Raw genomic sequence first — 23070 nt, forward strand, 5'->3', positions numbered from 1 at the left:
GAACGTTCACGGGATCAAGGGCTTCGGCATGAACTGGGATCTGTCGGCCCAGCCGGAAATCGTCCAGCGCCTCGCGGGCTATGCGACCCAGGGCTGGGACGTGGCCAAGACGTGGGTGCTGTCGCCCGCTGCCTGGTCGCAGTTCGGTCTGCTGGTACTGGCCTTTCTGCTGGCCTGGCTGATAACCCGCCGCCTTCGGCCCTACCTGACCCGCGTGCTGACCCCTGCGCCGGATGCGCGTGGCTTCATGCCGATGCTGCGCCGGTTCGCCCTGATCTTCCTGCCCCTGCTGCTGCCGCTGATCGCCTTCGCGCTGACCGCCGTCGGCGAACAGGTGACGCGGTCGATCTTCGGCTCGGGGGCGGTGATCGCCTTCGGGAAACGGGTGATCCTGTTCGTTGCCGCCCGCAGCCTCGTGCGCGAGATCATCGAGGACCCGCTGCTCAAGGTGCTGGGCCGGTTCATCCTGTTGCCGGTCATGGCGCTGTATGTGCTGGGTTTTCTCGACACCACGATCGACACGCTGAACAAGACCTTCATCAATCTCGGCAACATCTCGTTCTCGGTCATGTCGCTGGTGCGGTTCGTGATCGCCGGGTCGATCCTGTTCTGGCTGGGGCGCTGGTCGAACGACCAGACCGGCAACTACATCGAGAAGCAGGAGGAAATCCGCCCTGCCACGCGGCAACTGGCGGTCAAGGCGGCGGAACTGGCGATCTTCGGCGTCTGCTTCCTGCTGCTGATGAACATCGCGGGCATCCCGCTCAGCACGCTGGCGGTGCTGTCGGGTGCCATCGGCGTGGGCCTGGGCTTCGGCTTGCAGAAGATCGCGTCGAACTACATCTCGGGCGTCATCCTGCTGCTGGAGGGGCAGGCGACGGTGGGCGATTTCGTCGAGTTGGACAACGGCATGGCGGGCACCATCGTCAAGACGACCGCGCGGGCGATGATCCTGGAAACCTTCGACGGGCGCTGGATCGTGGTGCCGAACGAGGATTTCATCACCACCCGGGTCATCAACTATTCCGACCAGGGCTCGTCCAACCGCTTCGAGGTCGAGTTCTCGGTCAGCTACACCACCGACATCAACACGATACCCGACATCGTCGCGGCAGCGGTGCGCAAGCACCCGGCGGTGCTGGACAAACCCGAACCACCCGACGTGGAATTGCGCGGATTCGGCGACAGCGGGATCGACTTCGGGGTCGAGTTCTGGGTGAACGGCCTGGATGACGGCAAGAACAAGTACACCTCCGAAGTGCGGTTCCTGATCTGGAACGCCCTGCGCGACAACGGCATCGAGATTCCCTATCCGCGCCGCATCATCGAAATGCACGAGCCCGGCACGACATGAGTTTCGCGCTGGTCGTGGGCGGCGGCCCCGCCGGGCTGATGGCGGCCGAAGCGTTGTTGACGCGCGGAGTGCCGGTGGTGCTGGCCGAGGCCAAACCGTCGGTCGGCCGCAAGTTCCTGATGGCGGGCAAATCGGGGCTGAACCTGACCAAGATCGAACCGGCCGAGCGGTTTCACGCCGCCTATGGCTCCTCCGCCGAAGCGTTGCGTCCGATGCTGGACGCGTTCGGCCCGGAACAGGTCAAGGCCTGGACCGAGGCGTTGGGCCAGAAGACCTTTGCCGGCTCGACCGGGCGGCTGTTCCCGACCGCGATGAAGGCGTCGCCGCTGCTGCGGGCGTGGCTGGCGCGGTTGGACGCCGCCGGGCTGGATCGCAGGACGCGCTGGCGCTGGACCGGCTGGGACGGCGACGCCACGACCTTCGACACCGCCGACGGCGCCATGTCGCTGACCCCTGCGGTCACCGTTCTGGCACTTGGCGGGGCCAGCTGGGCGCGGCTTGGCTCGGACGGTCTGTGGGCCGGCATCCTGTCTGGCTCGGGCGTCGGTCTGGCACCGTTCCAGCCATCCAATGCCGGTCTGCGCGTGTCGTGGTCGGGGCATATGCATCCGCATTTCGGCACCCCGCTCAAGGCCATCGCACTGCGCGCCGGACCGCTTGCCAGCCGTGGCGAGGCGATGCTGTCGGCGCGCGGGCTGGAAGGCGGCGGGCTCTATCCCCTCACTCCTGCGTTGCGCGATGGCGCAGCGCTGGAAATCGACCTGCTTCCCGATCTGAGCCTCGACGAAGTCGCCCGCCGCCTGTCGAGGCCGCAAGGCAAGCAAAGCCTGACGGCGCATCTGCGCAAGACGCTGAAACTGACGCCGCCGGCGCTGGCGTTGTTGCAGGAATGCGCCCGCCCCCTGCCCCGCGACCCGGCCGCGTTGGCCGGCGTGATCAAGGCCCTTGCCGTGCCGCATGAAGGACCGCGCCCGATGGACGAGGCGATTTCGACCGCGGGTGGCGTGCCATTTGCCGAACTTGATGCGGGCCTGATGCTGCGGCGGAAACCGGGCGTGTTCTGCGGCGGCGAGATGCTGGATTGGGAGGCCCCGACGGGCGGCTATCTGCTGACGGCCTGCATGGCCACGGGATCATGGGCCGGGCGGCACGCCGCCGATCATTTCCATCGGAAGACCAGCCGGTCGCCGGAACCCTGATCGCCTGCGCCCGTCGTTTCGATCATCGCCGGATCGACACCGCGCGCGACCAGCGCATCGGCCACCGCCTCGGCCCGGCGGCGGCTGAGCTGCCTGTTCAGCGCGGGCAGCGACGATGACGCCGCCTGCCCCTCGATTTCCAGCACCAGACCGCGGAACGCAGTGCAGGCGCGGACCAGGCCGGCCAGCGAAGCCAGCGGCCACATCGTGCCGGGTTCCAAGACGAAACTGCCCGTGTCGAACCGGATCGCCGGCAGGGTGGCCAGCGCAGCCGTACAGCCCTCGACCTCGGGCACGGCGCCGAGATCTGGCAGCCAATAGCCGTCGGAGAAGATCTGCGGCACGTTCAGGTGAGCATGCTGTCGCCGCGTGCCCGAGGGCGGCGGCGGCGCGGTGGCCGCGTCCAGCGCGACACCGAGAGGCAAGGCGCGGCGCATCATCGGTTCCAGCCGGTCGATCGGCGCCCTGGGCGTCAACGTCACCGCGATCACGGTCGCGGAGGTGGTGGCATGCAGCCGAAGCGTTTCGACCTCGGCCAGGTACGGGCGCATCGCGGCAAGCGCGGCCAGTGCGGTATCGCCGTCGCCGCCCGGCGCCAGGCGCGGTGCACCGCGCATCGGCTCCACCCCGAGCGCTTCGGCCAGTGCCGCGACGGACAGACCGCGCATCAGCTTGCCCTCGACCTGCGCGCCGGTCGCCGCGTCGTAGGACACCGTGAAATCCGGCGGTGCGCCGTCATCGGCCACCGCCAGCACCACGTCCGCCCCCTGCATCGCCGCCTCGACGCGCGCCGCCGCGTCGGGGTTGGGTGCCACTCCGTCCAGCCGCGCGCCGGCCGCGTCAAGGATCAAGACGCCTTCGGACAGGGGCCCGAGCGCCGGGGCGCGGTCCAGAAGGGTCGTGCTCCAACCGTCCAGATCCGGATACGGTCCCCGGGTCACACCGGCGGCGTCCACCGGCAGTCCGATCGCCGCCGCCAGGGCCGCCAGATCGAAATCGGACGGCACGTGTCCGGTTGCGACGACACCGTCCGCAACGCGGTCAAGGCGCAAGGCCAGGTCCGGCCCCGGATCGGGTGGCACCAGCGAAAGGTTCAATGAAAAGCCCGGGGGCAAGGTGCCATGCAAAGCCTCGGCCTGCGCGGCGATGGCCGGATCGGCCAGCCCGCCGACCAGGGAAACGGTTCCCGGGCCCAAAGCCAGCTGACCTTCGGTGAGGTGCGCGAAAACCGGCAGAGACAAGGCCAGCGCGTCTTCGAAGCCCGGCTGTATCAACGGCAGCGGCGCATGGTCGATCGCGACACCGTGCAGCGGGCCCAGCGGCGCCAGGACCGCCAGATCGAAATCCGGCGGCACCTTGCCGGTCACCCGCTGTCCCATGCGCCGGTCGCGAGAGATGAGCAGGCTGTAGGGGCGGCCGTCATCCACGGCCTGAATGGAAAGCCGCACGAAATAGTGTTCGGGCAGCAATTCGAACCCCGCCCGAAGCGCTGCTGCGGTGCCCGGCAACAGCACCCTGCCTTCGATCTCGAGCACCCGGTCCCGCAAACGCATCCGCCCGTCTATCATCTGCGCCAATGCCTGCGCGCCGCGCAGCGCGACGCTACCCCAGGCGGCGTCGGGTGCACCGGAGGCCACCGGCAGCGACACGTCGGCCCGCAACGCGCGGCCCAACTCTTCGGCCAGGTCAACACCGCTTGCAAAGCCGGTGACCGCGACCGCGGACCCGTCCTTGATCGCCTCGACCACGAAGGGGCGCACGGCGTCCAGAAGGGCAAGACGGTTTTCGACCTGTGCAACGCCGTCGATGCCGGACAGCGCCTGAACCAGGCGCGCCATGTCGTCGGCGCTCTCGACGCTGCCTTCGACGGTGACGATCCGGTCGGCCACCGCGACCGAGAGCGGATGTTCGGATGCCGCCGCGATGCGCGCGGCCTCGGCCCTGATGCCGGCATTGATCAACGGCTCGTCGCTGGGAACGGTGAACACGCCAAACCCCACCACCGCGGCCACGATGACCAGGATGGCAAGGAAATCCCGCATCGTCCGTCCTCCGGCCGCGCGCCGTCAGACCGCGGCCTTGCGGCTTTCGTCCAGATAGATCTCGCGCAGCCGCGCCACGCGCTTGCCCGGTGTGCCATCGCCCAGGGCGACGCCGTCGATCTCGACCACCGGCATGACAAAGGCGCTGGCCGAGGTGATAAAGGCCTCGTCCGCAGCCTGCGCCTCGGCGATGGTGAAGTTGCGTTCCTCGACTTCCATCTGCGCCTCGCGCGCGAACCGCAGGACGGCGGCGCGGGTGATGCCGTGCAGGATGTCGTTCGACAGCGCGCGGGTGACGATCTTGTTGCCCTTGATGAAATAGGCGTTGTTGCTGGTGCCTTCGGTCACAAACCCGTCCTGTACCATCCAGGCATCGTCGGCACCGGCTTTCTTGGCCATCATCTTGCCCAGCGACGGATACAGCAGCTGCACCGTCTTGATGTCGCGACGGCCCCACCGCAGATCGTCGACCGAGATGATCTTCATCCCCGTTTTCGCCGCCGGGCTGTCGGCCAGGCCCGGCTTGTTCTGGGTGAACAGCACCACGGTCGGCGCGGTGTCTTCGGGCGGAAAGGCGAAATCGCGGTCACCCGGCGCGCCGCGGGTGATCTGCAGATAGACCAGCCCCTCGTCGATGTCGTTCAGGCGCACCAGTTCGCGGTGGATCTCGAGCAGATCGTCAAAGCAATCGGGCTTGCGCATGTCCAGTTCGTTCAGCGATCGCTCCAGCCGCTTGGCATGGCCGGCGAAATCGATCAGCTTGCCGTCCAGAACGCTGGTCACCTCGTAGACCCCGTCGGCCATCAGGAAGGCGCGGTCGAAGATCGACACCTTGGCCTCGGTCTCGGGCAGGTACTCTCCGTTCACGTACACGGTGCGGGTCATGGGCGCGGCTCCTTGGACTGTCGGTTCCTGTCTTGTGGCGTCGCGGCGGCGGCGTCAAGGCGCAGGCGCGGGCGATGCGCCCAGTCGCGTCATCCTGTCCGGGTGCAGACGCCCCCTGTCCATCAGGTGCCGCAACACCACCGCCACCATGCGCGCATCGCCCAGGGCGTCGTGGCCGCGCGCATCCGGCACGGTCAGTCCGAAATGATCCGGCAAGGTGTTGCTGCGCAGGCGGTGGATGTCATCCAGCGCGACACCCGCCGCATGCAGCAGCGCCGCGGCATTGCCGAAGCGCGCGGCGGGCAATGGCGGCGCGATGCCGGCAACGTAGCAACTGATGGCGATCATGTTGAATTCGTCCTTGCCCCAGGACCACAGCGCATCGTCGCCCGCAAAGACCGAGAACGACCCGAGTGCCCGGTCAAGCGGCAGGCCTTCGGCGGCGACCCGCGCATTGGTCACGCCGGTCAGTCGTTCAGCCAGCGGGTCGAGCGTTACCGGCGCACCGAAACGGTCACGCGGCGCGATCACGACCGAAAAACGCTCTAGTTCCGGGAACGGCGCCGACAGGCCGATCCGCACCGCACCGATCTGGAATACCACCGGATCGGGGTCGAGCGGCCCGCACCAGAACCGCCGGGGGGCGCCGGTGGCTGTCAGGAATTCGCAGTCGTAGACGATCGCCGTGTCGGTCATCAGCCCCACAACTCCGGCGCCGGAGGGTGCACGCCCATGGTGTCATAGCGCAGGGGCGGATCGCGATCCTCGGCCAATAACAGCGGACCATCGAGATCGACGATCGCCGCGCCCTGGGCGACCAGAACCGCCGGTGCCATCGCCAGGCTGGATCCGACCATGCAACCGACCATGACGCCGAACCCCTCGGCCCGGGCGGCGTCGCGCAGGGCCAGTGCCTCGGTCAGCCCGCCGGCCTTGTCGAGCTTGATGTTGACCATGTCGTACTTGCCCCGCAGCGCCGGAAGCGAAGCGCGGTCATGGCAGCTCTCGTCGGCGCAAAGCGGCACGGGGCGGGCCAGCCCGGTCAGCGCGTCATCCGCGCCCGCCGGCAGGGGTTGTTCCACCAGCGCCACGCCCAGGCGCCGCAGGTGCGGGGCCAGATCGGTATAGACCGCCGCATCCCAGCCCTCGTTGGCATCGATGATGATCCGGGCGTCGGGGGCGCCCCGCCGCACCGCCTCCAGACGCGGCATGTCGTCGGGCGTGCCCAGCTTGATCTTCAGCAGCGGGCGATGCGCGTTGTCGCGGGCCGCCTGTTCCATCCGGTCGGGCGCGTCCAGCGACAGGGTGTAGGCCGTGATCTCGGGCCCCGGCGCCGCCAGTCCGGCAAGCTGCCAAACGGGCTTCCCGACCCGCTTCGCTTCCCAGTCCCACAACGCGCAATCCACCGCGTTTCGCGCTGCGCCCGGCGGCAAGGCGGCTTGCAGTTCCGCGCGGAGGATGCCGGCGGGAAGCGCTTCGACCTGCGCCGCGACGCTGTCCAGGCTCTCGCCATAGCGGGCATAGGGCACGCATTCGCCGCGCCCCGTGACCCCGGCACGTGCGACCGTCACCGTCAGCACCCGTGCCTCGGTCCGGCTGCCGCGCGAAATGGTGAAGGCCTGCGCCAGCCTGAAAGTATCGCGCGTAACGGTCAGGCTCATCTCCGCTCCCCTGCTTCTTCTCTTTCAAAAATACGCATTCACCGGCCTGCGCCAAGCAAACGGCCGCCGGGTCAGAGCGCCGCGAGCGCCTCGGCCAGACGTCCGGCGCCGTGGCGGAATGGGTCGACCGTCGGCAGGCCCATGCGGTCCTCGATCTCGGCGCAACAGCGTGCGGCCTCGGTCGCGCCCATGTGCTGGGTGTTGATCGATACGCCGACGACGCGGCAGGCGGGGTTGGCCACCTGCGCCAGCGGCAGCGCCATGTCGCGCACCTGTTCAAGCGTCGGCAGTGTATAGTCGGGCAGGCCGCGCATGTGGGCCCGCGTTGGTTCATGGCAGAGGATCAGCGCATCGGGCTGGCCGCCGTGGATCAACGCCAGCGACACGCCGGAGAAGGACACGTGGTGCAGGCTGCCCTGCCCCTCGATCACGTCCCAGTGGTCGGGATCGTTGTCGGGGGTCAGCCATTCCACCGCTCCGGCCATGAAATCGGCCACCACCGCGTCCAGCGGAATGCCGTCGCCGGTGATCAGGATGCCGGTCTGCCCGGTGGCGCGAAACGTGCTTTTCATGCCGCGTTCGCGCATTGCCGCATCCAGCGCCAGCGTGGTGTACATCTTGCCGACCGAACAATCCGTGCCGACCGCCAGAACCCGCTTGCCGCGGCGCTTCACACCGTTGGCGATCGGGTATTCGACCTCGGGCACGCGGACGTCGTGCAGCGCGCGGCCCGTCGCTTGGGCCACGGCGGCCAGATCGGGTTCGTCGCGCAGCAGGTTGTGCAGGCCCGAAGCCAGGTCCAGCCCTTCCTCCAGCGCCGCCACCAACACCTTTTTCCACGTCTGGCCGATCTTTCCGCCGCGGTTGGCGACGCCGATGACCAGCGTCTTGGCGCCCGCGGCGATGCCTTCGGCGAGCGTCATGTCGGGCAGTCCCAGATCGGCCTTGCAACCCTCCATGCGGAACTGGCCGACGCAATTCTCGGGTCGCCAGTCGCGGATGCCTTGCGCGACCTTCGCGGCCAGCGGATCGGGCGCGTCGCCGAGAAACAAAAGGTAAGGGGTCTGGATCATCGTGGTCTCCGTCATCGGCATGTCACCCTACTTTTCCCGCCTTTTCCCGCAAGTACATTGCTTTTCGTCGGCCATGCGAGGGAAATGCACAAGAATTTTGCGCCATTTGGGTGGCAAGCGAAGGGATCTTGCATCGCTGCATCGCGGCGACTTTCCGCGACGCAGAATTTCGCTTGCGCAGCATTCGGCAATTTAATAACCCGAAAGGCGACACAAACGTAATTTCCTTACGCCCGAGGTTCTCCCGATGTCCTTCAGAATTCAGCCCGCTGCTCCTGCTTGTCCCAACCGGTGCCAGTTGTTCGGGCCGGGGTCGCGGCCGGCGATCTTCGAGAAGATGGCGGCGTCGGCGGCGGATGTGATCAATCTCGATCTCGAGGATTCGGTGGCGCCGTCGGACAAGGACAGCGCGCGGGCCAACGTGATCCAGGCGATCGGCGATATCGACTGGGGAAACAAGACGTTGTCGGTGCGGATCAACGGGCTGGACACGCCGTATTGGTATCGCGACGTCGTCGACGTTCTGGAACAGGCGGGCGAGCGGCTGGACCGGATCATGATCCCGAAAGTCGGTTGCGCATCAGATATTTACGCCGTCGACGCACTGGCCACGGCGGTCGAGACGGCCAAGGGGCGGGCCAAGAAGATCCGCTTTGAGGTGATCATCGAATCGGCCGCCGGCATCGCCCATGTCGAAGAGATCGCGGCGGCCTCGCCGCGGCTGGAAGCGATGAGCCTGGGGGCCGCGGATTTCGCCGCGTCGATGGGCATGGCTACAACGGGTATCGGTGGCACGCAGGAAAACTACTACATGTTGCGGGACGGGCAAAAGCATTGGTCCGATCCCTGGCACTGGGCGCAGGCCGCAATCGTCGCCGCCTGCCGCACCCATGGCGTGCTGCCGGTCGACGGCCCGTTCGGCGATTTCAGCGATGACGAGGGCTATCGCGCGCAGGCGCTGCGCTCGGCCACGCTGGGAATGGTCGGCAAATGGGCGATCCACCCCAAGCAGGTTTCCCTTGCAAATGAGGTATTTACGCCGTCCGAGGCCGCCGTCACCGAGGCGCGCGAGATCCTCGCGGCGATGGAGGCGGCCAAGGCCAAGGGCGAAGGCGCGACGGTCTACAAGGGCCGGCTGGTGGACATCGCCAGCATCAAGCAGGCCGAGGTCATCGTCCGCCAGGCCGAGATGATCGCCGGGCAGTAAACCCGGCGCGCGCGGCGTCAACCCGGCAAAAACACCGCCCGGACCACCCTCAATCCGTCCGATTCGCCGCGGTTTCGGGACGGATTGCCCGACCGGTTTTCACCCGTCCGATCCCGGTCACACGACCAATCCGTCCGATTCGGGCCGATTTCGGGACGGATTGCCCGGCGCCACACCGGCGCCCTATCGGTGGCGCGGAAAGCAGAGGCCCGGGCAGCACAAAACCGCGTGAAGGGCAGATTTTTTTCGCTGTCCCGCCAAAGCCCCGACCTGACCGGCGCGCCGAAACAGGCGGCGTTCAGCGACCGGGGGCCGGCGCGGATGCCGCCGCCACCGCATCGCGAAAGGCGGCCTGCGCGCCGGGCAGGATATGGTCGATCTGGTCGGCCGAGAGCGGCGTGCCGTCGGGCCGGAAAGCCAGCGCGACATCCCCCGGCCGCGCGACAAGCAGCGCGACGGGCCGCTTGCCGCCATGGCACAGCAGCGCGTGGTCCAGCCGTTTCGCCCGCACGATCTGCTGCGTCAGCGCCGCGATCCAGACCGGGCCGATGCGGCGCGGGGTGTCGAGCGCGACGGTCATCGCCGCACCCTGGCGAAGGCCCAGCCAAGGCGCATCGCCGGCGGCACGAGCCGGACCGGGCGCAGCCGCAGCGCGCCTTCGGCCCGGCCCTGCAGGCAGGCCCCGGAAAACTCGGGCGCGATATCCAGTTCGACGCGCCGGCATCCGGCGATGCCGAAGCGCAGTGGCGCGATCAGCCCGTATAGCTGGCCGGTATCGGCGGGATCGTCGAAGCCGAATGTCCCGGCCACCCGCAAGGATCGGATGCGCACGACGCGCAGCAGGTCGCGGGCAAAGCGCAGGATCGCGCCGACCGGCGGCCTGCGCCGCCCGGTGTCCTTGCCGCGCCGCCGATCCCGGGATGCCGGCCTTGGCGGTTTGGGGCGCCTGGCCTTGCGCGGGCGGTCGGTATCCGACAGCGTGATCCAGGGCACGCCCCCGCCCAACAGGCCGAGCTGCACGCGCAGGCGCGCATGCCCGGCCCGTTCGGCGACAAAGCGCAGTTCGACCGGCAGGACCAGCACGGCCAGCAGCGCCGCGCCGAGACCGGCAAGCAGCGCGCCCAGGGTCGGCCAGAGCCAGGTCATGACCGCGGCTCAGGCCTCGGCACCCTTGTCGTCGGGCTTGCCGCTGCGGCGGGTTTCCATGACGCGGACGGCGGTATCGCCGATGGCGTTGGCAAGGCTGGTCGCCGCGCCCTTGACGCCTTCGACGCGGGCGCCGTTCTGGTCGATGATGATCGCGCCCAGCGGCTTGATCCCGCCGCCCGCGCCGGTGCCGGCGCCGTTGCCGGACTTGGCGTCGCTGCCGCCGCCCGCGCCGAAGCCGAAACCGTAGCTGACGATGGGTATCACCGTGGCGCCATCGCGTTCGATCGGGTCGCCCAGCACGTTGCGCGCATTGAGCAGTTTTTCCAGTTCTTCGACGCTGCCCTTCAACAGGCGTTCCACCTCGTCCATCGGTCTTCCTCCTGACTGGGAAAATGTCGTCGCAGTCTAGCAGGGCGCGCATGGTCGGGATTGACCCGGAACAGGCGCGGCGCGAAGTGCCGCGACAGACCCGAAAAATTCCTAAAACCCGATTCTTTAGGGTCGCATTAAGCGCGCCGCGCGCAGCCTGTCGCCGGGTGAGTATTTGCGTGGGGGCGCAAGATGAATATCGAGAACCTGCTGGAGTTTTCCGGCCCGATCGGCCTGCTTTGCGCGCTGATCGTCTGTTTCGGCGAAGTGCGGCGCCTGCTGATCGGACCGAACCAGGCGCAATATATCATGGGACTGGTCTTTGGACTGGTGTCGATGCTGGAAATGCAGATGCCGATTTCGCCGTTCGAGGGCATCATCGTGGATCTGCGCAACGTGCCGATCGTGCTGGCCGGCGCGTTCCTGGGCTGGCGCGGGCTGGCCACCTGCCTGTTGGTGGCGGTCCTGACGCGCGCCCATATCGGCGGGGCGGGCGCCGTTTCGGGCATCATCGGGATGCTGATCGCGGGCTATGCCGGGGCGGTCTGGGATCGCGCCACGCGGCAAAGATTGCGGCGCAGTTTCCCGCAATTGCTGGGCCTGGGCGCGTTGGTTCCGGTGTCTTTCCTGGGCGTCCTGTTCCTTCCTGCCGAGGTCGCGACATGGTTCCTGTTCAACGCCGCGCCGGTGCTCGGGCTGATCTACCTGACCGTCATCCCGTTGGTGGGCGGGCTGCTGCAGCGCGAGATCCTGCGGATCGAAGCGGAATTGCACCCGACGACGGCGCCGATCTGTCCCGAAAGCGGCCTGCTGCCGCCGGCGGCCTTTGCTCGCGGGATCGTGCAGATGGCGATCAGCGGCGCCAGGGACGGCGTCGCCGGCATCCTGGTGGTCGAGCCGGTCTATCCGCGCTGGCTGGCGGTGTTCTGGGGCGGTTCGGCGCGCGGGCGCGTGCAGGAAGCGATGGCGCTTGGCCTGGCCGGACGGCTGCGCCATGCCGACCAGATCGGGCTGTCCGAAGGCGGGCGGCTGCTGGTGCCGCTGAGCGCGTCCGAGGCCGCGGGCGGGGCGCTGGACCTTGGCGCGCTGGCCCATTGCCTGAGCCGGTCGGAACTGCACCTGTCGCTGGGCCAGAGCGTGCAGCTGCATGCGCGGCTGCGGGTTCTGACGATCGGGAACGCCGCCGATATCCGCGCCTTGCTGCAAGGGGTCGACCGGGCGGACACGCTGGGCCGGAACCTGTGCGGACACGAGCAGGATTGCGCCGCCGCACCGGCCTGCGCCAAACCCTGCGCGACGAGCGACGGGCTGTTCGACAAGTACGACCTGGCGCTGACGACGTCGCAGGCGGTGACGGTGAAGCTGCGCGACTGAGCGCTGCGGCTAGCGCCGCAGGTCCTTGGGGCTGCCCATCACGACGAAGGTGGTGATCGCGTTGACCTGCGGCAGGGTGCCGACCACCTCGGTGTGGAAATGCTTGTAGCGGGCGAGATCGGCGGTCTCGACCCGCAGCAGGTATTCCACGGTGCCGGTGATGTTGTGGCATTCGCGGACCTCGGGCGCGGCCTGCATGGCGCGTTCGAAGGCCTCTTGCGCGGATTTGGTGTGCAGGTTCAGCCCGATGGTGACATAGGCGACAAAGCCCACCCCGGTCTTTTCCGGCGACAGCACGGCGCGGTAGCCGCAGATCACTCCGGTGCGTTCCAGCGCCGTGACCCGGCGCAGGCAGGCCGAGGGCGACAGGCCGACGCGGTCGGCCAGCGCGAGGTTGCTGATCCGCCCGTCGGCGGTGAGTTCGCGCAATATCCTGCGGTCTATTTCGTCGAGTTCGGTCATTTGTTGCGTTTGGTGACAGCAGATCGGCGAGAATGCAATCCCGCGGCGCCGATTTTGCGCGACTCTCGCCGGCATGAGCCCCGACGTCTTTCTTGCCCTTGTGGTCTTTGCCGCCTCGACCGTGTTCACGCCGGGGCCGAACAACCTGATGCTGATGGCGTCGGGCGCGAATTACGGGCTGCGCCGCAGCCTGCCGCATCTGTGCGGCGTCGCCTACGGCTTTCCGGCGATGATCGTGCCGGTGGGGCTGGGGGTGATGCAGCTGTTCGACCTGTGGCCGGCTTCCTACACGGTGCTGAAGATCGTGTCGGTCCTCTACCTGCTGTGGCTGGCGTGGAAGATCGCCCATGCCGGCGCACCCAAGGCGGCCACGGCGGAGAGCCGGCCGCTGACCTTTTTGCAGGCCGCGGCGTTCCAGTGGGTCAACCCCAAGGCCTGGTCGATGGCCCTGGGGGCGATCACGCTGTATGCCACCGGCCGCGACCTGGGCGCGGTGCTGTGGGTGGCCGGCACCTATGCCGCGATCGGCACCTTTTCGGCGCTGACCTGGACGGTGCTGGGCACCGGGGTGCGGCGGCTGCTGGCGCGGCCGTCGCGGCTGCGGGTCTTCAACTGGACGATGGCGGCTCTGCTGGTGGCGTCGATGCTGCCGGTGCTGGTCTGAGGCGCTATTTCAGCGGCACGCAGATTTCGGTCAGCAGCTCGGCCGGGGCGGTGTCGGTGGGGTCGTTCAGGTAGAACTCGTAGGGCGGGGAATCGGCGGGCTCGGACCCGGAGCAGGGCAGCCAGTTGCAATAGAGCTGGTCCCAGGCCTGGGGGAACTGGGCATAGGGCCCCTTGACCGTCATCACCGCGTAGCGCCCGCCCGGCAGGCGGGTTTCGTGCAGATCCGACGGCAGATCGAAACCCTCGGGCACCGCGATCCCGGCATCGGCGCGCAGATCGGGTTCGGCCACCGATTGCGGGCTGTCGTAGTAGACCCCGACGGTGCCGCGGGCCTGGTCCCAGAGCTGACGGGCGGAAAACACCGCGCAGACCTGCTGAAAGGCCTTGCCGATCTCATGATAGGCGCCCCGGTGCGGCAGCGCCGCGAGGCGCAGCGCCGGGCGTTCGGCGATGGTGACGGGAAACATCAGCGGGACTCCTGTTCTGAGGGTCAGGGCGGGCGGCGTATCGCGCCCGGACTTGCGGAATGCGGCGGGTGTCAGGCCGAACTGGCCGCGAAAGGCACGCGCGAAGCTCTGGGCGTTGTCATAGCCCGCGGCGGCGGCGACCTGCGCCAGCGGCCAATCGGTGCGAAGCAGCCAATGCGCGGCGCGGTGGGCGCGGATTCGGCGCACCGCCTGGGCCGCGGTTTCGCCGGTCATGGCATGGTAGACGCGGTGGAAGTGAAACCGCGACAGCGCCGCCACCTCGGCCAGCGCGTCGAGCGACAGATCGCCCGCGGGGTGGTCGAAGATGTGCTGCACGACGCGGCGCAGGCGGATTTCGTAGGCTTCGGTCATTGCGGTCCTGTCTGTTGGCGCCAGTGTGCACCGGTCCGGCGCGACAAATCTTGCTTTGTTGCAACCCGCCGCGCCGCGCGTCATATAGCGCGGAACGATGCAGGGGACGGATCATGACCCATTACCTCGACTTCGAGAAACCGCTGGCCGAGATCGAAGGCAAGGCGGCCGAGCTGCGCACCATGGCGCGGCAGAACGCCGACATGGACATCGAGGACGAGGCCCGCGCGCTGGACACCAAGGCCGCGGCGCTGCTGAAGGATCTGTACGCCAAGCTGACGCCCTGGCGGAAATGCCAGGTCGCGCGGCACCCCGAACGGCCGCATTGCCGCGATTACATCGACGCGCTGTTCACCGAATACACGCCGCTGGCCGGCGACCGCAGCTTTGGCGAGGATGCCGCGGTGCTGGGCGGGCTGGCCCGGCTGGGCGACCGGCCGGTGGTGGTGATCGGCCATGAAAAAGGCACCGACACGCAATCGCGCCTGCACCACAATTTCGGCATGGCCCGGCCCGAAGGCTATCGCAAGGCGATCCGGCTGATGGACCTGGCCGACCGGTTCGGCCTGCCGGTGGTGACGCTGGTCGACACGCCCGGCGCCTATCCCGGCAAGGGCGCCGAGGAGCGCGGCCAGTCCGAGGCGATCGCCCGCAGCACCGAGAAATGCCTGCAGATCGGCGTGCCGCTGGTGTCGGTCATCATCGGCGAGGGCGGATCGGGCGGGGCGGTGGCTTTTGCCACGGCGAACCGCGTCGCGATGCTGGAACATTCGGTCTATTCGGTGATTTCGCCCGAGGGCTGCGCGTCGATCCTGTGGAAGGATGCCGAGAAGATGCGCGAGGCGGCCGAAGCCTTGCGGCTGACCGCGCAGGACCTGCTCAAGCTGGGTGTGGTCGACCGGGTGATCCCCGAACCGATGGGCGGCGCGCATCGTGACGCCGAAAGCGCCATCGCCTCGGTCGGGGCGACGATTTCGGCCATGCTGGGCGAGATGGACGCGCTGAGCCCCAAGGAACTGGTCGCGGCGCGGCGCAAGAAATTCCTCGCGATGGGGTCAAAGGGGCTGGCGGCCTGAGCCGCGCCCCCGCGCCTGACATGTTTTCCCACGTTGATGTGACACGGCGACAGGGTTTCGTCAGGTGACAGGGCGCGCATCCGCGTCCTATGCAGGGGCATGGAATTCGTTCTGGCCTATGCCGCGGGCCTGCTGACGCTGATCAACCCTTGCGTCGTGCCGGTGCTGCCCATCGTGATCGCGACGGCCCTGCAGGCCAGCCGCTGGGGTCCGGCGGTGATGGCGGCGGGGCTGAGCCTGTCCTTCGTCGTGCTGGGCGTTTCCGTCACGGCGTTCGGGCACCTGATCGGGCTGGATGTCGAGACGGTCGCGCGGGCGGGCGCGGTGTTGATGGTGCTGTTCGGCCTGGCGCTGTTGCTGCCGCAGGCGGGTGCGGTGCTGGCCGCGGCCACCGCCGGGTTGTCGGCGCGGGCCGATGGCGGGCTGGACCGCGTCGACCGGAGCGGCCTGGGCGGGCAGTTCCTGGGCGGGTTGCTGCTGGGCGCGGTCTGGAGCCCCTGCATCGGGCCGACCCTGGGCGGCGCCATCGCGCTGGCCAGCCAGGGCGAGAACCTGGCCCGCGCCACCGGCATCATGGTGTTCTTCGCGCTTGGCGTGTCGACGCTGGTCCTGGGCCTGGCCCATGGCACGCGCGGCGCCATCGGGCGCCACAACGCCGCCCTGCGCCGCGCCGCGCTGCATTTGCGCCCGGTGCTGGGCGCGGCCTTTGTCCTGGTCGGCGTGGCGCTGCTTCTGGAGTGGCACCACGTCATCGAAGCCTGGCTGATCGGGGTGATGCCGGCCTGGCTGATCGACCTTTCCGTTTCCGTCTGATCCAAGGAGATACTCATGGACCGTCGTTCTTTCCTGATCGCCACCGGCGCCGTTTTGGCGCTGCCCCGAACCTCGTTCGCCGCGGCGCTGCAATACCAGCCCGGGATGGTCGGGGACCGCCTGAAAAACGGCGAGACGGTGTTCCTGGATTTCACCGCGACCTGGTGTTCGACCTGCCAGGCGCAGGGCCGCGTGATCAACGCATTGAAGGCCGCGAACCCGGCCTACGAACAGGCGATCACCTTTATCGACGTGGACTGGGACAGCTACAAGGGCGACGCCCTGACCAAGTCGCTGCGCATCCCGCGCCGGTCGACGCTGGTGGTTCTGAAGGGCGACAAGGAGCTGGGCCGGATCATCGCCCAGACCTCGGAAAGCGCGATCAAATCGCTGATGGACACCGCCCTGGCGGCGGCGACCGGCTGAGATCAGACCTGCGGCGCGTCCTGTCCGACGCTGAGCGCGCGCGCCAGCAGGGTCTGTAGCGTGACCTGCGGCAGGATGCTGACCGCCGGTGTCGGACGGTCGGCGGCGCCATCGACGCGGGCGCGCATGTAGTCGGTATGGAAGTCGGTCAGCCACCAGGACACGGCGGTGACCAGGTCGAAAACATCCGACTCTTCGAGCAGCAGGTAGCGGCAGCGCCCGTCCGGCAGCGGTTCGATCTCGACCCGGCTGACGGTCACGCTGCGCGCCATGCTGGCGGTGGTGAAGCGCCCGATCGGCAGAAACACCTGCTGCACCTGCCAGAGCGGACCCTGATCCAGAATGCAGACATGGTAGTCCGCCGGGCCGTCGCGCCGATCGGCCGGATCCGGCAGCGCGAATCCGTTGTCGCAGTCGGGGAATACGGTGTGCATCCAGACCGGGATCAGCCCGCGGGCGTCGCGCGGGCCCGTGACCCCACCGGGCCCGTCTTGATCGGGAAACACCAGAAAGGCCGCGGCGGCCCGGTCTGCGGAAACGTCCAGGATCTCGTCCCGTCGCGTGATGCGCCGTCCCAGGGGGATCAACCCGTGCAGAAGCCCGATCAGGAAGGTGCCCGCGACGGCCCCGACGAAAAAGACGGCAACGGTGCCGAGCAGCGACACCTCGGCCAATCCCATTGGCCACAGGGCCGCGCAAAGCGCGCCTGACGCGGAAAACGCCAGCGCATCGACCCATCCGCCGGGAAACAGGACGTTGTGCAGCGCGGGCAACAACAGGCACAGGACCGCCGGCCAGAGCAGGCCGGCATCGGGATCGCCTGCCCAGGTCTGACCGATCCAGACACCCGCGAAAAGCAGCGCCGCGCAGACCAGCGTCAGGCGGCGCAACAGCCATGTTCGGTATCGGACATGCTGCCATGACAGGGGCCAGTGGGTCATACTTGCCTTTCCTTCGTTCGCGACCCGCATCGCGCATCGCCTGACGCGCTATCGCATCGGCAAGAGGCGGCAATATGGCGATGTCCGGGAAATCCGGGAGCCGCTCAGGTGATGAGCATCCGCAGGCCCTGGGTGACGTCGGACCGCACGGCAAGGCGCAGGCCGGGTTCGTCCCCGGCCTTGAGCGCGGCGATGATGAGGCGGTGGAATTGCGGCGGGTCCGAGCGGCGCAGGCGGGCGTAGAGCGCGCGCATCGTGGGCCCCAGTTGCAGCCAGACGGTTTCGGCCATGGCCAGCATCGCCGGCGCCTGGGCGCGCAGGTAAAGCGTTCGGTGAAATTCGAGATTGGTGCGGATGTAGCCCACCGCGTCGCGGTTGCTGACCGCGTCGGCGATCGTGACGTTGATCGCCTGGAGCCGGTCGATCAGCGCCATATGGGCGCGCGGCAGGGCGCGCGAAGCCAGTTCGACCTCGATCAGCGAGCGCAGGGCGGCCAGTTCCTCGATCCGGTCACTGCCCAGTTCGGGCGTGGCGACGCGGCCCGATTGCGACATCGACAGCGCGCCTTCGGCGACCAGGCGGCGCACCGCCTCGCGGGCGGGGGTCATCGACACGCCGAAATCGCGGCCGATGCCGCGCAGGGTCAGCGCCTGGCCGGGCGCGATCTGGCCGTGCATGATGCGCGTGCGCAACCCGCGATAGACCCGGTCATGGGCGGCGGCGGGGGCGGCGGTGGAGGCCGGTTCGACGGTGAGGCGTTGCGGGTGCATGGGCTTTTGTGATCACGAAACCCCGCGGCGTCAATCAAAACCGATCTTCGGTCAGAACCGGTAGCGGTGCAGCGATCCGCCTTCGCGGCGCAGCCAGTCGCGGGGTTCGGACCAATCGCCGTAAAGAGCCGTCACCACGTCCCAGAAGGCGGGGGAATGGTTCATCTCGGCCAGGTGCGCGACCTCGTGCGCGGCGACGTAGTCGAGCACCCGCGGCGGGGCGAGCACCAGGCGCCAGGAATACATCAACGCACCCTGGGTGCTGCACGAGCCCCAACGCGAGCGGGTGTCGCGCAGGGTGATCCGCGCATAGGGCCGGCCGAGGGCGGTGGCGTATCGGTCGGAGGCATCGACCAGCCGGTCGCGGGCGCGGGCCTTGAGCCAGCCCTGAAGCCGGGCGGGCCATTGCGCTTCGCCCCCCGGCACGGCGATCTCGGCATCCGAGAGCACCACGCGGCGCGCCGAGCCGGGCACGATCCGGCGGGCGATTCCGTCGACCGGCAGCAGCGCGCCGGGGGCGATGGCGACGTCGTCGGGCCGGGCCGAGAGATGGCGGCGCAGCCAGGCTTCCTTTTCCGACAGGAACGCCCGGCCTTCGGTTTCGGGAACGTGGCGCGGCAACGTCAGGGTGGCGCGTCCGTCCAGCGCCGACAGGCGCAACGACATGCGGCGCGCACGGGACGACCGGCGCAGAACGACCGCGATCGGGGGGTTGCCCGGAAGTGTGATCTGGCCCATATCCCTGCCCTGAACCGCCCGCGCCGGTTGCCGCTTCGCAAAGGCTTTGACACCGCCTTCGTGTTATGGCAGTTGGCCCGGATTGTCGACCGGACCACCGATCAAGAGGAACCCTCCATGCCCAAGGAAGAATGGGGCGTCAAGCGCGTCTGCCCCACGACCGGCAAGCGTTTTTACGACCTGGGCCGCAACCCGATCGTCAGCCCCTATACCGGCGAGGTCGTGACGCTCGATACCGGCAAGCGCAGCATGATCGCCGCCGACGCCGCCGACAAGGCCAAGGCCAAGCCCGCAGCCGATGAAGAGGTCGATCTGCTGGAAGACGACGATGTCGATGTCGATCTCGACGATGACGATGATGTTCTCGACGATGATGACGATGACGGTGACAACGTTTCGCTGGACGATATCGCCGATGTCGCGAGCAATGACGACGACTGAGACCGCCTGAAAAAGCGCCGCGCGCGGGATTTTTCGCTTGAACCCGCCCGCGGCTTTGCGTAATCGAACGCGCACCGGAAATGGGGCCTTAGCTCAGCTGGGAGAGCGCTTGCATGGCATGCAAGAGGTCAGGGGTTCGATCCCCCTAGGCTCCACCAATCCCCCCCCGACAGCATCCTGTGACCGCGTGACGACCCCCGGCCATCAGCCGAGGGCGAGCCGTGCGCCGCTGATGGCCGAGATCGCGAGGATCAGGAACCTCAGCAGCCGCGCGTCGATCAGCCGGGCCAGCACTGGGGCCGCCCAGAGACCGGCCAGAACGCCCGGAAGCATGGCCAGGGCCGCGACGATCTGCGCCATCCCGAAACGGCCGATCATCGCAAGCGCGGCGATGGACAGAACGCTGCCGGTCGCGATCAGCGTCAGCATCGCACCCCGCACGCGGTCGGGCGCGAGGCCCTGGTAGAGCAGGGCCATGGGGGGCGCATGCACCCCCGCGATGGTGCCGAGAAACCCGGCGCCGCCACCGGCGGCCATCAGCGTGGTGCGGGTCAGCGGCGCCGAAAGGCCGGACAGGGCCAGCGCGACGCCCAGAACCACCATTGCCCCGAGCAGCCTGGCCAGCGTCGGCGCATCGACCAGCATGGCGACCAGCGCGGCCAGCACGGTTCCGGCGCAAAGACCAAGCGCCGCGGGGCGCAGTTCCGCCGCGTCGATGCGTGCCGGCACGCGGCGCAGCGCCAGCAGGCAGAGCACCAGCGACGCGGTCAGGATCGGACCCGGCGCGTAGATCGGGTCGAGCAGGACCAGAAGCGGGATCGCGAACAGGTTCAGCCCCATCCCGATGACGGCCTGCCCCGCCGAGCCGATGGCGACGATCAGCGTCAGCAGCGCGAATTCGGCCAGGTCCGGCGGCAATCCGGTCATCCCAGCAGCGCCCGGCGCAACAGGTTCAGCGCGGCCACCAGCAGCACCAGCAGCGTCGCCTTGCGGAAGGCCGCCTGGTCGATGCGGTCCTGCACCAGTCCGCCGATGCCCATGCCGAGGATGGCCGGCGGCAGCAGCAGCGCCGAGAAGAGCGCGGTGGTGGCGGTGATCACGCCCGAGCCGAGATGGGCAAAGACCAGCAGCACCGCACCCAGGCCATAGACGACGCCCTGCACCCGCATCTGTTCGCGTTTTTCGGTGCCGATGGCGGTCAGGTAGGTGACCAGCGGCGGCCCCCAGACCGCCGACAGCCCGCCGATGAACCCGGCGAAGGCGCCGACCGCCAGTTCCAGCCGCGGGTGGCCGCCGGCCGGCAGGCGCGGCCGCCAGCCGGCCAGTTGCAGCAGGGCGAAGACGGCGATGGGCAAGCCGATGATCGCCAGCAGGACGGCGACCGGCAGAACAGTGACGAATTGCGCCGAGATCATCAGCATCACCCCGCCGGCGATCAGGAAGCCACGGAACCGGCGCATCGACGCCAAGGCGGCGCGCGGCCCCTGGCGCAGCGCCTGCATCGCGTTGGTGACCAGCGTCGGCAGGATCAGCCCGGCCAGCGCGATTTCCGGCGGCAGGAAGGTGGACAGGGTCGAGATCATGATCAGCGGCATGGCAAAGCCGACCACGCCCTTGACGAACCCGGCCAGAAGCGCGACAGCGGCGGAGAGCCACAGGGCATGGACGGGGATCAGGGCGAAAAGGTCGGCCATGGCGGCGTCTTAACATGGCGTTTCGCGCCGCACCGCAAAAAACGATTGCGCAATAATCGATCAAGATGCCGCGACAAAAAGTATCTTTGTTGCGCTGCACCTGCAAACTAGGTATCCCTGTCGCAGCAGAGAGAGGACGTGATTCATGGCGCATGACGGACAAGACCTGACGCTCGACACTTCGGCGATCCTGCCGGAGCTGCTGGCGCTGACCGGTGCCGCAGTGGCGCCCGCGGTGGCGGTCCTGGAGACCGCCAAGGACCGGGTGCGCGAGACGGTGAGTGCAGGCGGCAAGGTGTCGGCGGCACTGATCGAGGAAAACCAGACCGCCGCGCACGGTCTGGCCTGGCTGGCCACCTATGTCGAAAGCCTGCGGCAGATGCAGGGCTGGGCCGAACGGCTGGACGCCGAAGGCCAGTTCGGCGAGGTCGAGGCACTGATCCACCAGATCGCCTTTGGCGAATATCTCTGGCAGATCTACGGTGGCATCCTGATGAACCAGGGCGAGATCGTGCGCCTGCAGGACATGGGTCTGGGCCAGGACGACATGCGCGGGCTGATGACGCCCGAGGTGATGACGCTGACGCAATCGGCCAACAGCCAGGCCGCCCGCACCCGGCTGGTGGCACTGATGGAGGAACGCGCCGCCGAGATCACCGTGGGCCGCACGGGCCTCGACGACGAGCTGGAGATGATCCGCGAGCAGTTCCGCCGCTACGCGGTGGAAAAGGTCGAACCCTTTGCGCATGAGTGGCACCTCAAGGACGAGTTGATCCCGATCGAGGTCATCGACGAGCTGGCCGAAATGGGCGTGTTCGGCCTGACCATCCCGGAGAACCTGGGCGGGCTTGGCCTGTCCAAGGCGTCGATGTGCGTGGTGTCCGAGGAATTGTCGCGCGGCTATATCGGCGTGGGTTCGCTGGGCACACGGTCCGAGATCGCGGCCGAACTGATCCTGGCCGGCGGCACCGACGAACAGAAGGAAAAGTGGCTGCCGGGGCTGGCGAGCGGGGAGATCCTGCCCACCGCGGTGTTCACCGAACCCAATACCGGGTCCGACCTGGGCAGCCTGCGCACGAAAGGCCGCCAGGACGAAAACGGCGACTGGATCCTGAACGGCAACAAGACCTGGATCACCCATGCCGCGCGCACCCACGTGATGACCGTGCTGGCGCGCACCGTGCCCGATACCGACGATTATCGCGGGTTGTCGATGTTCCTGGCGGAAAAGACCCCCGGCACGGATGAGCAGCCCTTTGTCGATCCCGGCCTGTCCGGCGGCGAGATCGAGGTGCTGGGCTATCGCGGCATGAAGGAATACACGGTCAATTTCGACGACTTCAAGGTCAAGGGCGAGAACCTGCTGGGCATGGAGCAGGGCAAGGGCTTCAAGCAGCTGATGGAGACCTTTGAATCGGCGCGCATCCAGACCGCCGCACGGGCCATCGGCGTGGCGCAATCGGCGCTGGATGTCGGCATGCGCTATGCACTGGACCGCAAGCAGTTCGGCAAGGCGCTGATCCACTTCCCGCGGGTGTCGGGCAAGCTGGCGATGATGGCGGTCGAGATCATGATCGCGCGCCAGCTGACCTATTTCAGCGCCCGCGAAAAGGATGCCGGCCGGCGCTGCGACCTGGAGGCCGGGATGGCCAAGCTGCTGGGCGCGCGGGTGGCCTGGGCGGCGGCGGACAACGCGTTGCAGATCCACGGCGGCAACGGGTTCGCGCTGGAATACGGGATCAGCCGCATCCTGTGCGACGCCCGCATCCTGAACATTTTCGAGGGTGCCGCCGAAATCCAGGCTCAGGTCATCGCGCGGCGGCTCTTGGCGTGAGCAAGGTGCGAAACCGTCCAGTGGACGGTTTCGGGCGGCGGCACGCCGAAATCCAGG

General features: G+C 68.2%; 25 protein-coding genes and 1 tRNA gene. 11 read left to right on the forward strand and 15 right to left on the reverse strand.

Features of this window, described 5'->3' with window-relative positions; all coding sequences use genetic code 11:
• The first annotated feature begins 28 nt into the window (after positions 1 to 28).
• Both KUH32_RS03525 and KUH32_RS03530 read left to right on the forward strand, forming a co-directional pair.
• Complete coding sequence (locus KUH32_RS03525) at positions 29 to 1354, forward strand: mechanosensitive ion channel family protein (protein ID WP_217776681.1); 1326 nt, start codon at positions 29 to 31, stop codon at positions 1352 to 1354.
• Positions 1351 to 2553, forward strand: coding sequence for a TIGR03862 family flavoprotein (locus KUH32_RS03530; RefSeq protein ID WP_217776682.1), 1203 nt, complete (start codon positions 1351 to 1353; stop codon positions 2551 to 2553). The genes KUH32_RS03525 and KUH32_RS03530 overlap by 4 nt, the downstream gene beginning before the upstream one ends.
• On the opposite strand, the gene KUH32_RS03535 is transcribed toward KUH32_RS03530, so the two are convergent.
• The 5 genes from KUH32_RS03535 to dgcN form a co-directional block, all read right to left on the reverse strand.
• The gene (locus KUH32_RS03535) at positions 2514 to 4595 is read right to left on the reverse strand and encodes an OmpA family protein (RefSeq protein ID WP_217776683.1); all 2082 of its coding nucleotides are present in this window, start codon (positions 4593 to 4595) and stop codon (positions 2514 to 2516) included. The two genes, KUH32_RS03530 and KUH32_RS03535, sit on opposite strands and share 40 nt — an antisense overlap.
• A 24-nt stretch (positions 4596 to 4619) precedes the next feature.
• The gene (locus KUH32_RS03540) at positions 4620 to 5480 is read right to left on the reverse strand and encodes a D-amino-acid transaminase (RefSeq protein WP_217776684.1); all 861 of its coding nucleotides are present in this window, start codon (positions 5478 to 5480) and stop codon (positions 4620 to 4622) included.
• 54 nt (positions 5481 to 5534) lie between these two features.
• Complete coding sequence (locus KUH32_RS03545) at positions 5535 to 6176, reverse strand: 3'-5' exonuclease family protein (protein ID WP_217776685.1); 642 nt, start codon at positions 6174 to 6176, stop codon at positions 5535 to 5537.
• A complete protein-coding gene (gene dgcA, locus KUH32_RS03550) occupies positions 6176 to 7141 on the reverse strand; it encodes an N-acetyl-D-Glu racemase DgcA (RefSeq protein WP_217776686.1) in 966 nt (321 codons plus the stop codon). Before dgcA ends, KUH32_RS03545 begins: the two co-directional genes overlap by 1 nt.
• Before the next feature lie 71 nt (positions 7142 to 7212).
• Entirely contained in the window at positions 7213 to 8214 is a 1002-nt protein-coding gene (dgcN, locus tag KUH32_RS03555; protein WP_217776687.1) for an N-acetyltransferase DgcN, read from the reverse strand.
• 247 nt (positions 8215 to 8461) lie between these two features.
• Between dgcN and KUH32_RS03560 the strand changes: the two genes are divergently transcribed.
• Positions 8462 to 9421: an L-malyl-CoA/beta-methylmalyl-CoA lyase gene (locus KUH32_RS03560; RefSeq protein ID WP_217776688.1), complete on the forward strand. Its 960-nt coding sequence runs from the start codon at positions 8462 to 8464 to the stop codon at positions 9419 to 9421.
• 298 nt (positions 9422 to 9719) lie between these two features.
• Here KUH32_RS03560 and KUH32_RS03565 read toward each other — a convergent pair whose 3' ends face one another.
• Genes KUH32_RS03565 through KUH32_RS03575 form a run of 3 tightly spaced genes read right to left on the reverse strand, consistent with a single transcriptional unit; the run spans position 9720 to position 10939 of the window.
• Entirely contained in the window at positions 9720 to 10001 is a 282-nt protein-coding gene (locus KUH32_RS03565) for a hypothetical protein (protein ID WP_217776689.1), read from the reverse strand.
• Positions 9998 to 10567 carry a DUF2953 domain-containing protein gene (locus tag KUH32_RS03570; RefSeq protein WP_217776690.1) on the reverse strand — a complete coding sequence of 190 codons (570 nt, stop codon included), beginning with the start codon at positions 10565 to 10567 and terminating at the stop codon, positions 9998 to 10000. The genes KUH32_RS03565 and KUH32_RS03570 overlap by 4 nt, the downstream gene beginning before the upstream one ends.
• Positions 10568 to 10576: 9 nt before the next feature.
• A complete protein-coding gene (locus KUH32_RS03575) occupies positions 10577 to 10939 on the reverse strand; it encodes a GerW family sporulation protein (protein WP_217776691.1) in 363 nt (120 codons plus the stop codon).
• A 192-nt stretch (positions 10940 to 11131) separates the two neighbouring features.
• Between KUH32_RS03575 and KUH32_RS03580 the strand changes: the two genes are divergently transcribed.
• Positions 11132 to 12313, forward strand: a complete 1182-nt coding sequence (locus tag KUH32_RS03580; protein ID WP_217776692.1) for a LytS/YhcK type 5TM receptor domain-containing protein — start codon at positions 11132 to 11134, stop codon at positions 12311 to 12313.
• 9 nt (positions 12314 to 12322) lie between these two features.
• Here the strand turns inward: KUH32_RS03580 and KUH32_RS03585 are convergent, their stop codons facing one another.
• Positions 12323 to 12775 (reverse strand): Lrp/AsnC family transcriptional regulator, encoded by a 453-nt coding sequence (locus KUH32_RS03585; RefSeq protein WP_217776693.1) that lies wholly within the window; start codon positions 12773 to 12775, stop codon positions 12323 to 12325.
• A 73-nt stretch (positions 12776 to 12848) separates the two neighbouring features.
• Here KUH32_RS03585 and KUH32_RS03590 point away from each other — a divergent pair, with 73 nt between their 5' ends.
• Positions 12849 to 13439 carry a LysE family translocator gene (locus KUH32_RS03590; protein ID WP_217776694.1) on the forward strand — a complete coding sequence of 197 codons (591 nt, stop codon included), beginning with the start codon at positions 12849 to 12851 and terminating at the stop codon, positions 13437 to 13439.
• 4 nt (positions 13440 to 13443) lie between these two features.
• Here the strand turns inward: KUH32_RS03590 and KUH32_RS03595 are convergent, their stop codons facing one another.
• A complete protein-coding gene (locus tag KUH32_RS03595; protein ID WP_217776695.1) occupies positions 13444 to 14280 on the reverse strand; it encodes an AraC family transcriptional regulator in 837 nt (278 codons plus the stop codon).
• Between the two features lie 113 nt (positions 14281 to 14393).
• Here KUH32_RS03595 and KUH32_RS03600 point away from each other — a divergent pair, with 113 nt between their 5' ends.
• The 3 genes from KUH32_RS03600 to KUH32_RS03610 all read left to right on the forward strand — a co-directional run bounded on the left by KUH32_RS03600 (position 14394) and on the right by KUH32_RS03610 (position 16595).
• Positions 14394 to 15356 (forward strand): acetyl-CoA carboxylase carboxyltransferase subunit alpha, encoded by a 963-nt coding sequence (locus tag KUH32_RS03600; protein WP_217776696.1) that lies wholly within the window; start codon positions 14394 to 14396, stop codon positions 15354 to 15356.
• A gap of 99 nt (positions 15357 to 15455) precedes the next feature.
• Positions 15456 to 16169, forward strand: coding sequence for a cytochrome c biogenesis CcdA family protein (locus KUH32_RS03605; protein WP_217776697.1), 714 nt, complete (start codon positions 15456 to 15458; stop codon positions 16167 to 16169).
• 15 nt (positions 16170 to 16184) lie between these two features.
• Positions 16185 to 16595, forward strand: coding sequence for a thioredoxin family protein (locus KUH32_RS03610; protein WP_217776698.1), 411 nt, complete (start codon positions 16185 to 16187; stop codon positions 16593 to 16595).
• A 2-nt stretch (positions 16596 to 16597) separates the two neighbouring features.
• Here KUH32_RS03610 and KUH32_RS03615 read toward each other — a convergent pair whose 3' ends face one another.
• The 3 genes from KUH32_RS03615 to KUH32_RS03625 all read right to left on the reverse strand — a co-directional run bounded on the left by KUH32_RS03615 (position 16598) and on the right by KUH32_RS03625 (position 19044).
• The gene (locus KUH32_RS03615) at positions 16598 to 17536 is read right to left on the reverse strand and encodes a hypothetical protein (RefSeq protein ID WP_217776699.1); all 939 of its coding nucleotides are present in this window, start codon (positions 17534 to 17536) and stop codon (positions 16598 to 16600) included.
• Positions 17537 to 17640: 104 nt separating this feature from the next.
• Positions 17641 to 18306: a GntR family transcriptional regulator gene (locus tag KUH32_RS03620; protein ID WP_217776700.1), complete on the reverse strand. Its 666-nt coding sequence runs from the start codon at positions 18304 to 18306 to the stop codon at positions 17641 to 17643.
• A gap of 51 nt (positions 18307 to 18357) precedes the next feature.
• A complete protein-coding gene (locus KUH32_RS03625; RefSeq protein ID WP_217776701.1) occupies positions 18358 to 19044 on the reverse strand; it encodes a M48 family metallopeptidase in 687 nt (228 codons plus the stop codon).
• 117 nt (positions 19045 to 19161) lie between these two features.
• Between KUH32_RS03625 and KUH32_RS03630 the strand changes: the two genes are divergently transcribed.
• On the forward strand, positions 19162 to 19485 hold the full coding sequence (locus KUH32_RS03630) for a TIGR02300 family protein (RefSeq protein WP_217776702.1): 324 nt from the start codon (positions 19162 to 19164) through the stop codon (positions 19483 to 19485).
• 82 nt (positions 19486 to 19567) lie between these two features.
• Positions 19568 to 19643, forward strand: a tRNA-Ala gene (locus tag KUH32_RS03635).
• A gap of 46 nt (positions 19644 to 19689) precedes the next feature.
• Here the strand turns inward: KUH32_RS03635 and KUH32_RS03640 are convergent.
• Positions 19690 to 20412 (reverse strand): sulfite exporter TauE/SafE family protein, encoded by a 723-nt coding sequence (locus KUH32_RS03640; protein WP_217776703.1) that lies wholly within the window; start codon positions 20410 to 20412, stop codon positions 19690 to 19692.
• Positions 20409 to 21179, reverse strand: a complete 771-nt coding sequence (locus tag KUH32_RS03645) for a sulfite exporter TauE/SafE family protein (protein ID WP_217776704.1) — start codon at positions 21177 to 21179, stop codon at positions 20409 to 20411. The genes KUH32_RS03640 and KUH32_RS03645 overlap by 4 nt, the downstream gene beginning before the upstream one ends.
• A 145-nt stretch (positions 21180 to 21324) precedes the next feature.
• Here KUH32_RS03645 and KUH32_RS03650 point away from each other — a divergent pair, with 145 nt between their 5' ends.
• A complete protein-coding gene (locus tag KUH32_RS03650) occupies positions 21325 to 23013 on the forward strand; it encodes an acyl-CoA dehydrogenase family protein (protein WP_217776705.1) in 1689 nt (562 codons plus the stop codon).
• Positions 23014 to 23070: the final 57 nt, after the last annotated feature.

The sequence above is a fragment of the Thalassococcus arenae genome, from assembly GCF_019104745.1.
Taxonomy (GTDB): Bacteria; Pseudomonadota; Alphaproteobacteria; order Rhodobacterales; family Rhodobacteraceae; genus Thalassococcus_B; species Thalassococcus_B arenae.

Excerpts from the sequence above, each read along its gene's own strand:
- KUH32_RS03525 (WP_217776681.1), top strand. The coding sequence starts at position 29 with ATGAACTGGGATCTGTCGGCCCAGCCGGAAATCGTCCAGCGCCTCGCG.
- KUH32_RS03530 (WP_217776682.1), top strand. The coding sequence starts at position 1,351 with ATGAGTTTCGCGCTGGTCGTGGGCGGCGGCCCCGCCGGGCTGATGGCG.
- KUH32_RS03535 (WP_217776683.1), bottom strand. The coding sequence starts at position 4,595 with ATGCGGGATTTCCTTGCCATCCTGGTCATCGTGGCCGCGGTGGTGGGG.
- KUH32_RS03540 (WP_217776684.1), bottom strand. The coding sequence starts at position 5,480 with ATGACCCGCACCGTGTACGTGAACGGAGAGTACCTGCCCGAGACCGAG.
- KUH32_RS03545 (WP_217776685.1), bottom strand. The coding sequence starts at position 6,176 with ATGACCGACACGGCGATCGTCTACGACTGCGAATTCCTGACAGCCACC.
- dgcA (WP_217776686.1), bottom strand. The coding sequence starts at position 7,141 with ATGAGCCTGACCGTTACGCGCGATACTTTCAGGCTGGCGCAGGCCTTC.
- dgcN (WP_217776687.1), bottom strand. The coding sequence starts at position 8,214 with ATGATCCAGACCCCTTACCTTTTGTTTCTCGGCGACGCGCCCGATCCG.
- KUH32_RS03560 (WP_217776688.1), top strand. The coding sequence starts at position 8,462 with ATGTCCTTCAGAATTCAGCCCGCTGCTCCTGCTTGTCCCAACCGGTGC.
- KUH32_RS03565 (WP_217776689.1), bottom strand. The coding sequence starts at position 10,001 with ATGACCGTCGCGCTCGACACCCCGCGCCGCATCGGCCCGGTCTGGATC.
- KUH32_RS03570 (WP_217776690.1), bottom strand. The coding sequence starts at position 10,567 with ATGACCTGGCTCTGGCCGACCCTGGGCGCGCTGCTTGCCGGTCTCGGC.
- KUH32_RS03575 (WP_217776691.1), bottom strand. The coding sequence starts at position 10,939 with ATGGACGAGGTGGAACGCCTGTTGAAGGGCAGCGTCGAAGAACTGGAA.
- KUH32_RS03580 (WP_217776692.1), top strand. The coding sequence starts at position 11,132 with ATGAATATCGAGAACCTGCTGGAGTTTTCCGGCCCGATCGGCCTGCTT.
- KUH32_RS03585 (WP_217776693.1), bottom strand. The coding sequence starts at position 12,775 with ATGACCGAACTCGACGAAATAGACCGCAGGATATTGCGCGAACTCACC.
- KUH32_RS03590 (WP_217776694.1), top strand. The coding sequence starts at position 12,849 with ATGAGCCCCGACGTCTTTCTTGCCCTTGTGGTCTTTGCCGCCTCGACC.
- KUH32_RS03595 (WP_217776695.1), bottom strand. The coding sequence starts at position 14,280 with ATGACCGAAGCCTACGAAATCCGCCTGCGCCGCGTCGTGCAGCACATC.
- KUH32_RS03600 (WP_217776696.1), top strand. The coding sequence starts at position 14,394 with ATGACCCATTACCTCGACTTCGAGAAACCGCTGGCCGAGATCGAAGGC.
- KUH32_RS03605 (WP_217776697.1), top strand. The coding sequence starts at position 15,456 with ATGGAATTCGTTCTGGCCTATGCCGCGGGCCTGCTGACGCTGATCAAC.
- KUH32_RS03610 (WP_217776698.1), top strand. The coding sequence starts at position 16,185 with ATGGACCGTCGTTCTTTCCTGATCGCCACCGGCGCCGTTTTGGCGCTG.
- KUH32_RS03615 (WP_217776699.1), bottom strand. The coding sequence starts at position 17,536 with ATGACCCACTGGCCCCTGTCATGGCAGCATGTCCGATACCGAACATGG.
- KUH32_RS03620 (WP_217776700.1), bottom strand. The coding sequence starts at position 18,306 with ATGCACCCGCAACGCCTCACCGTCGAACCGGCCTCCACCGCCGCCCCC.
- KUH32_RS03625 (WP_217776701.1), bottom strand. The coding sequence starts at position 19,044 with ATGGGCCAGATCACACTTCCGGGCAACCCCCCGATCGCGGTCGTTCTG.
- KUH32_RS03630 (WP_217776702.1), top strand. The coding sequence starts at position 19,162 with ATGCCCAAGGAAGAATGGGGCGTCAAGCGCGTCTGCCCCACGACCGGC.
- KUH32_RS03640 (WP_217776703.1), bottom strand. The coding sequence starts at position 20,412 with ATGACCGGATTGCCGCCGGACCTGGCCGAATTCGCGCTGCTGACGCTG.
- KUH32_RS03645 (WP_217776704.1), bottom strand. The coding sequence starts at position 21,179 with ATGGCCGACCTTTTCGCCCTGATCCCCGTCCATGCCCTGTGGCTCTCC.
- KUH32_RS03650 (WP_217776705.1), top strand. The coding sequence starts at position 21,325 with ATGGCGCATGACGGACAAGACCTGACGCTCGACACTTCGGCGATCCTG.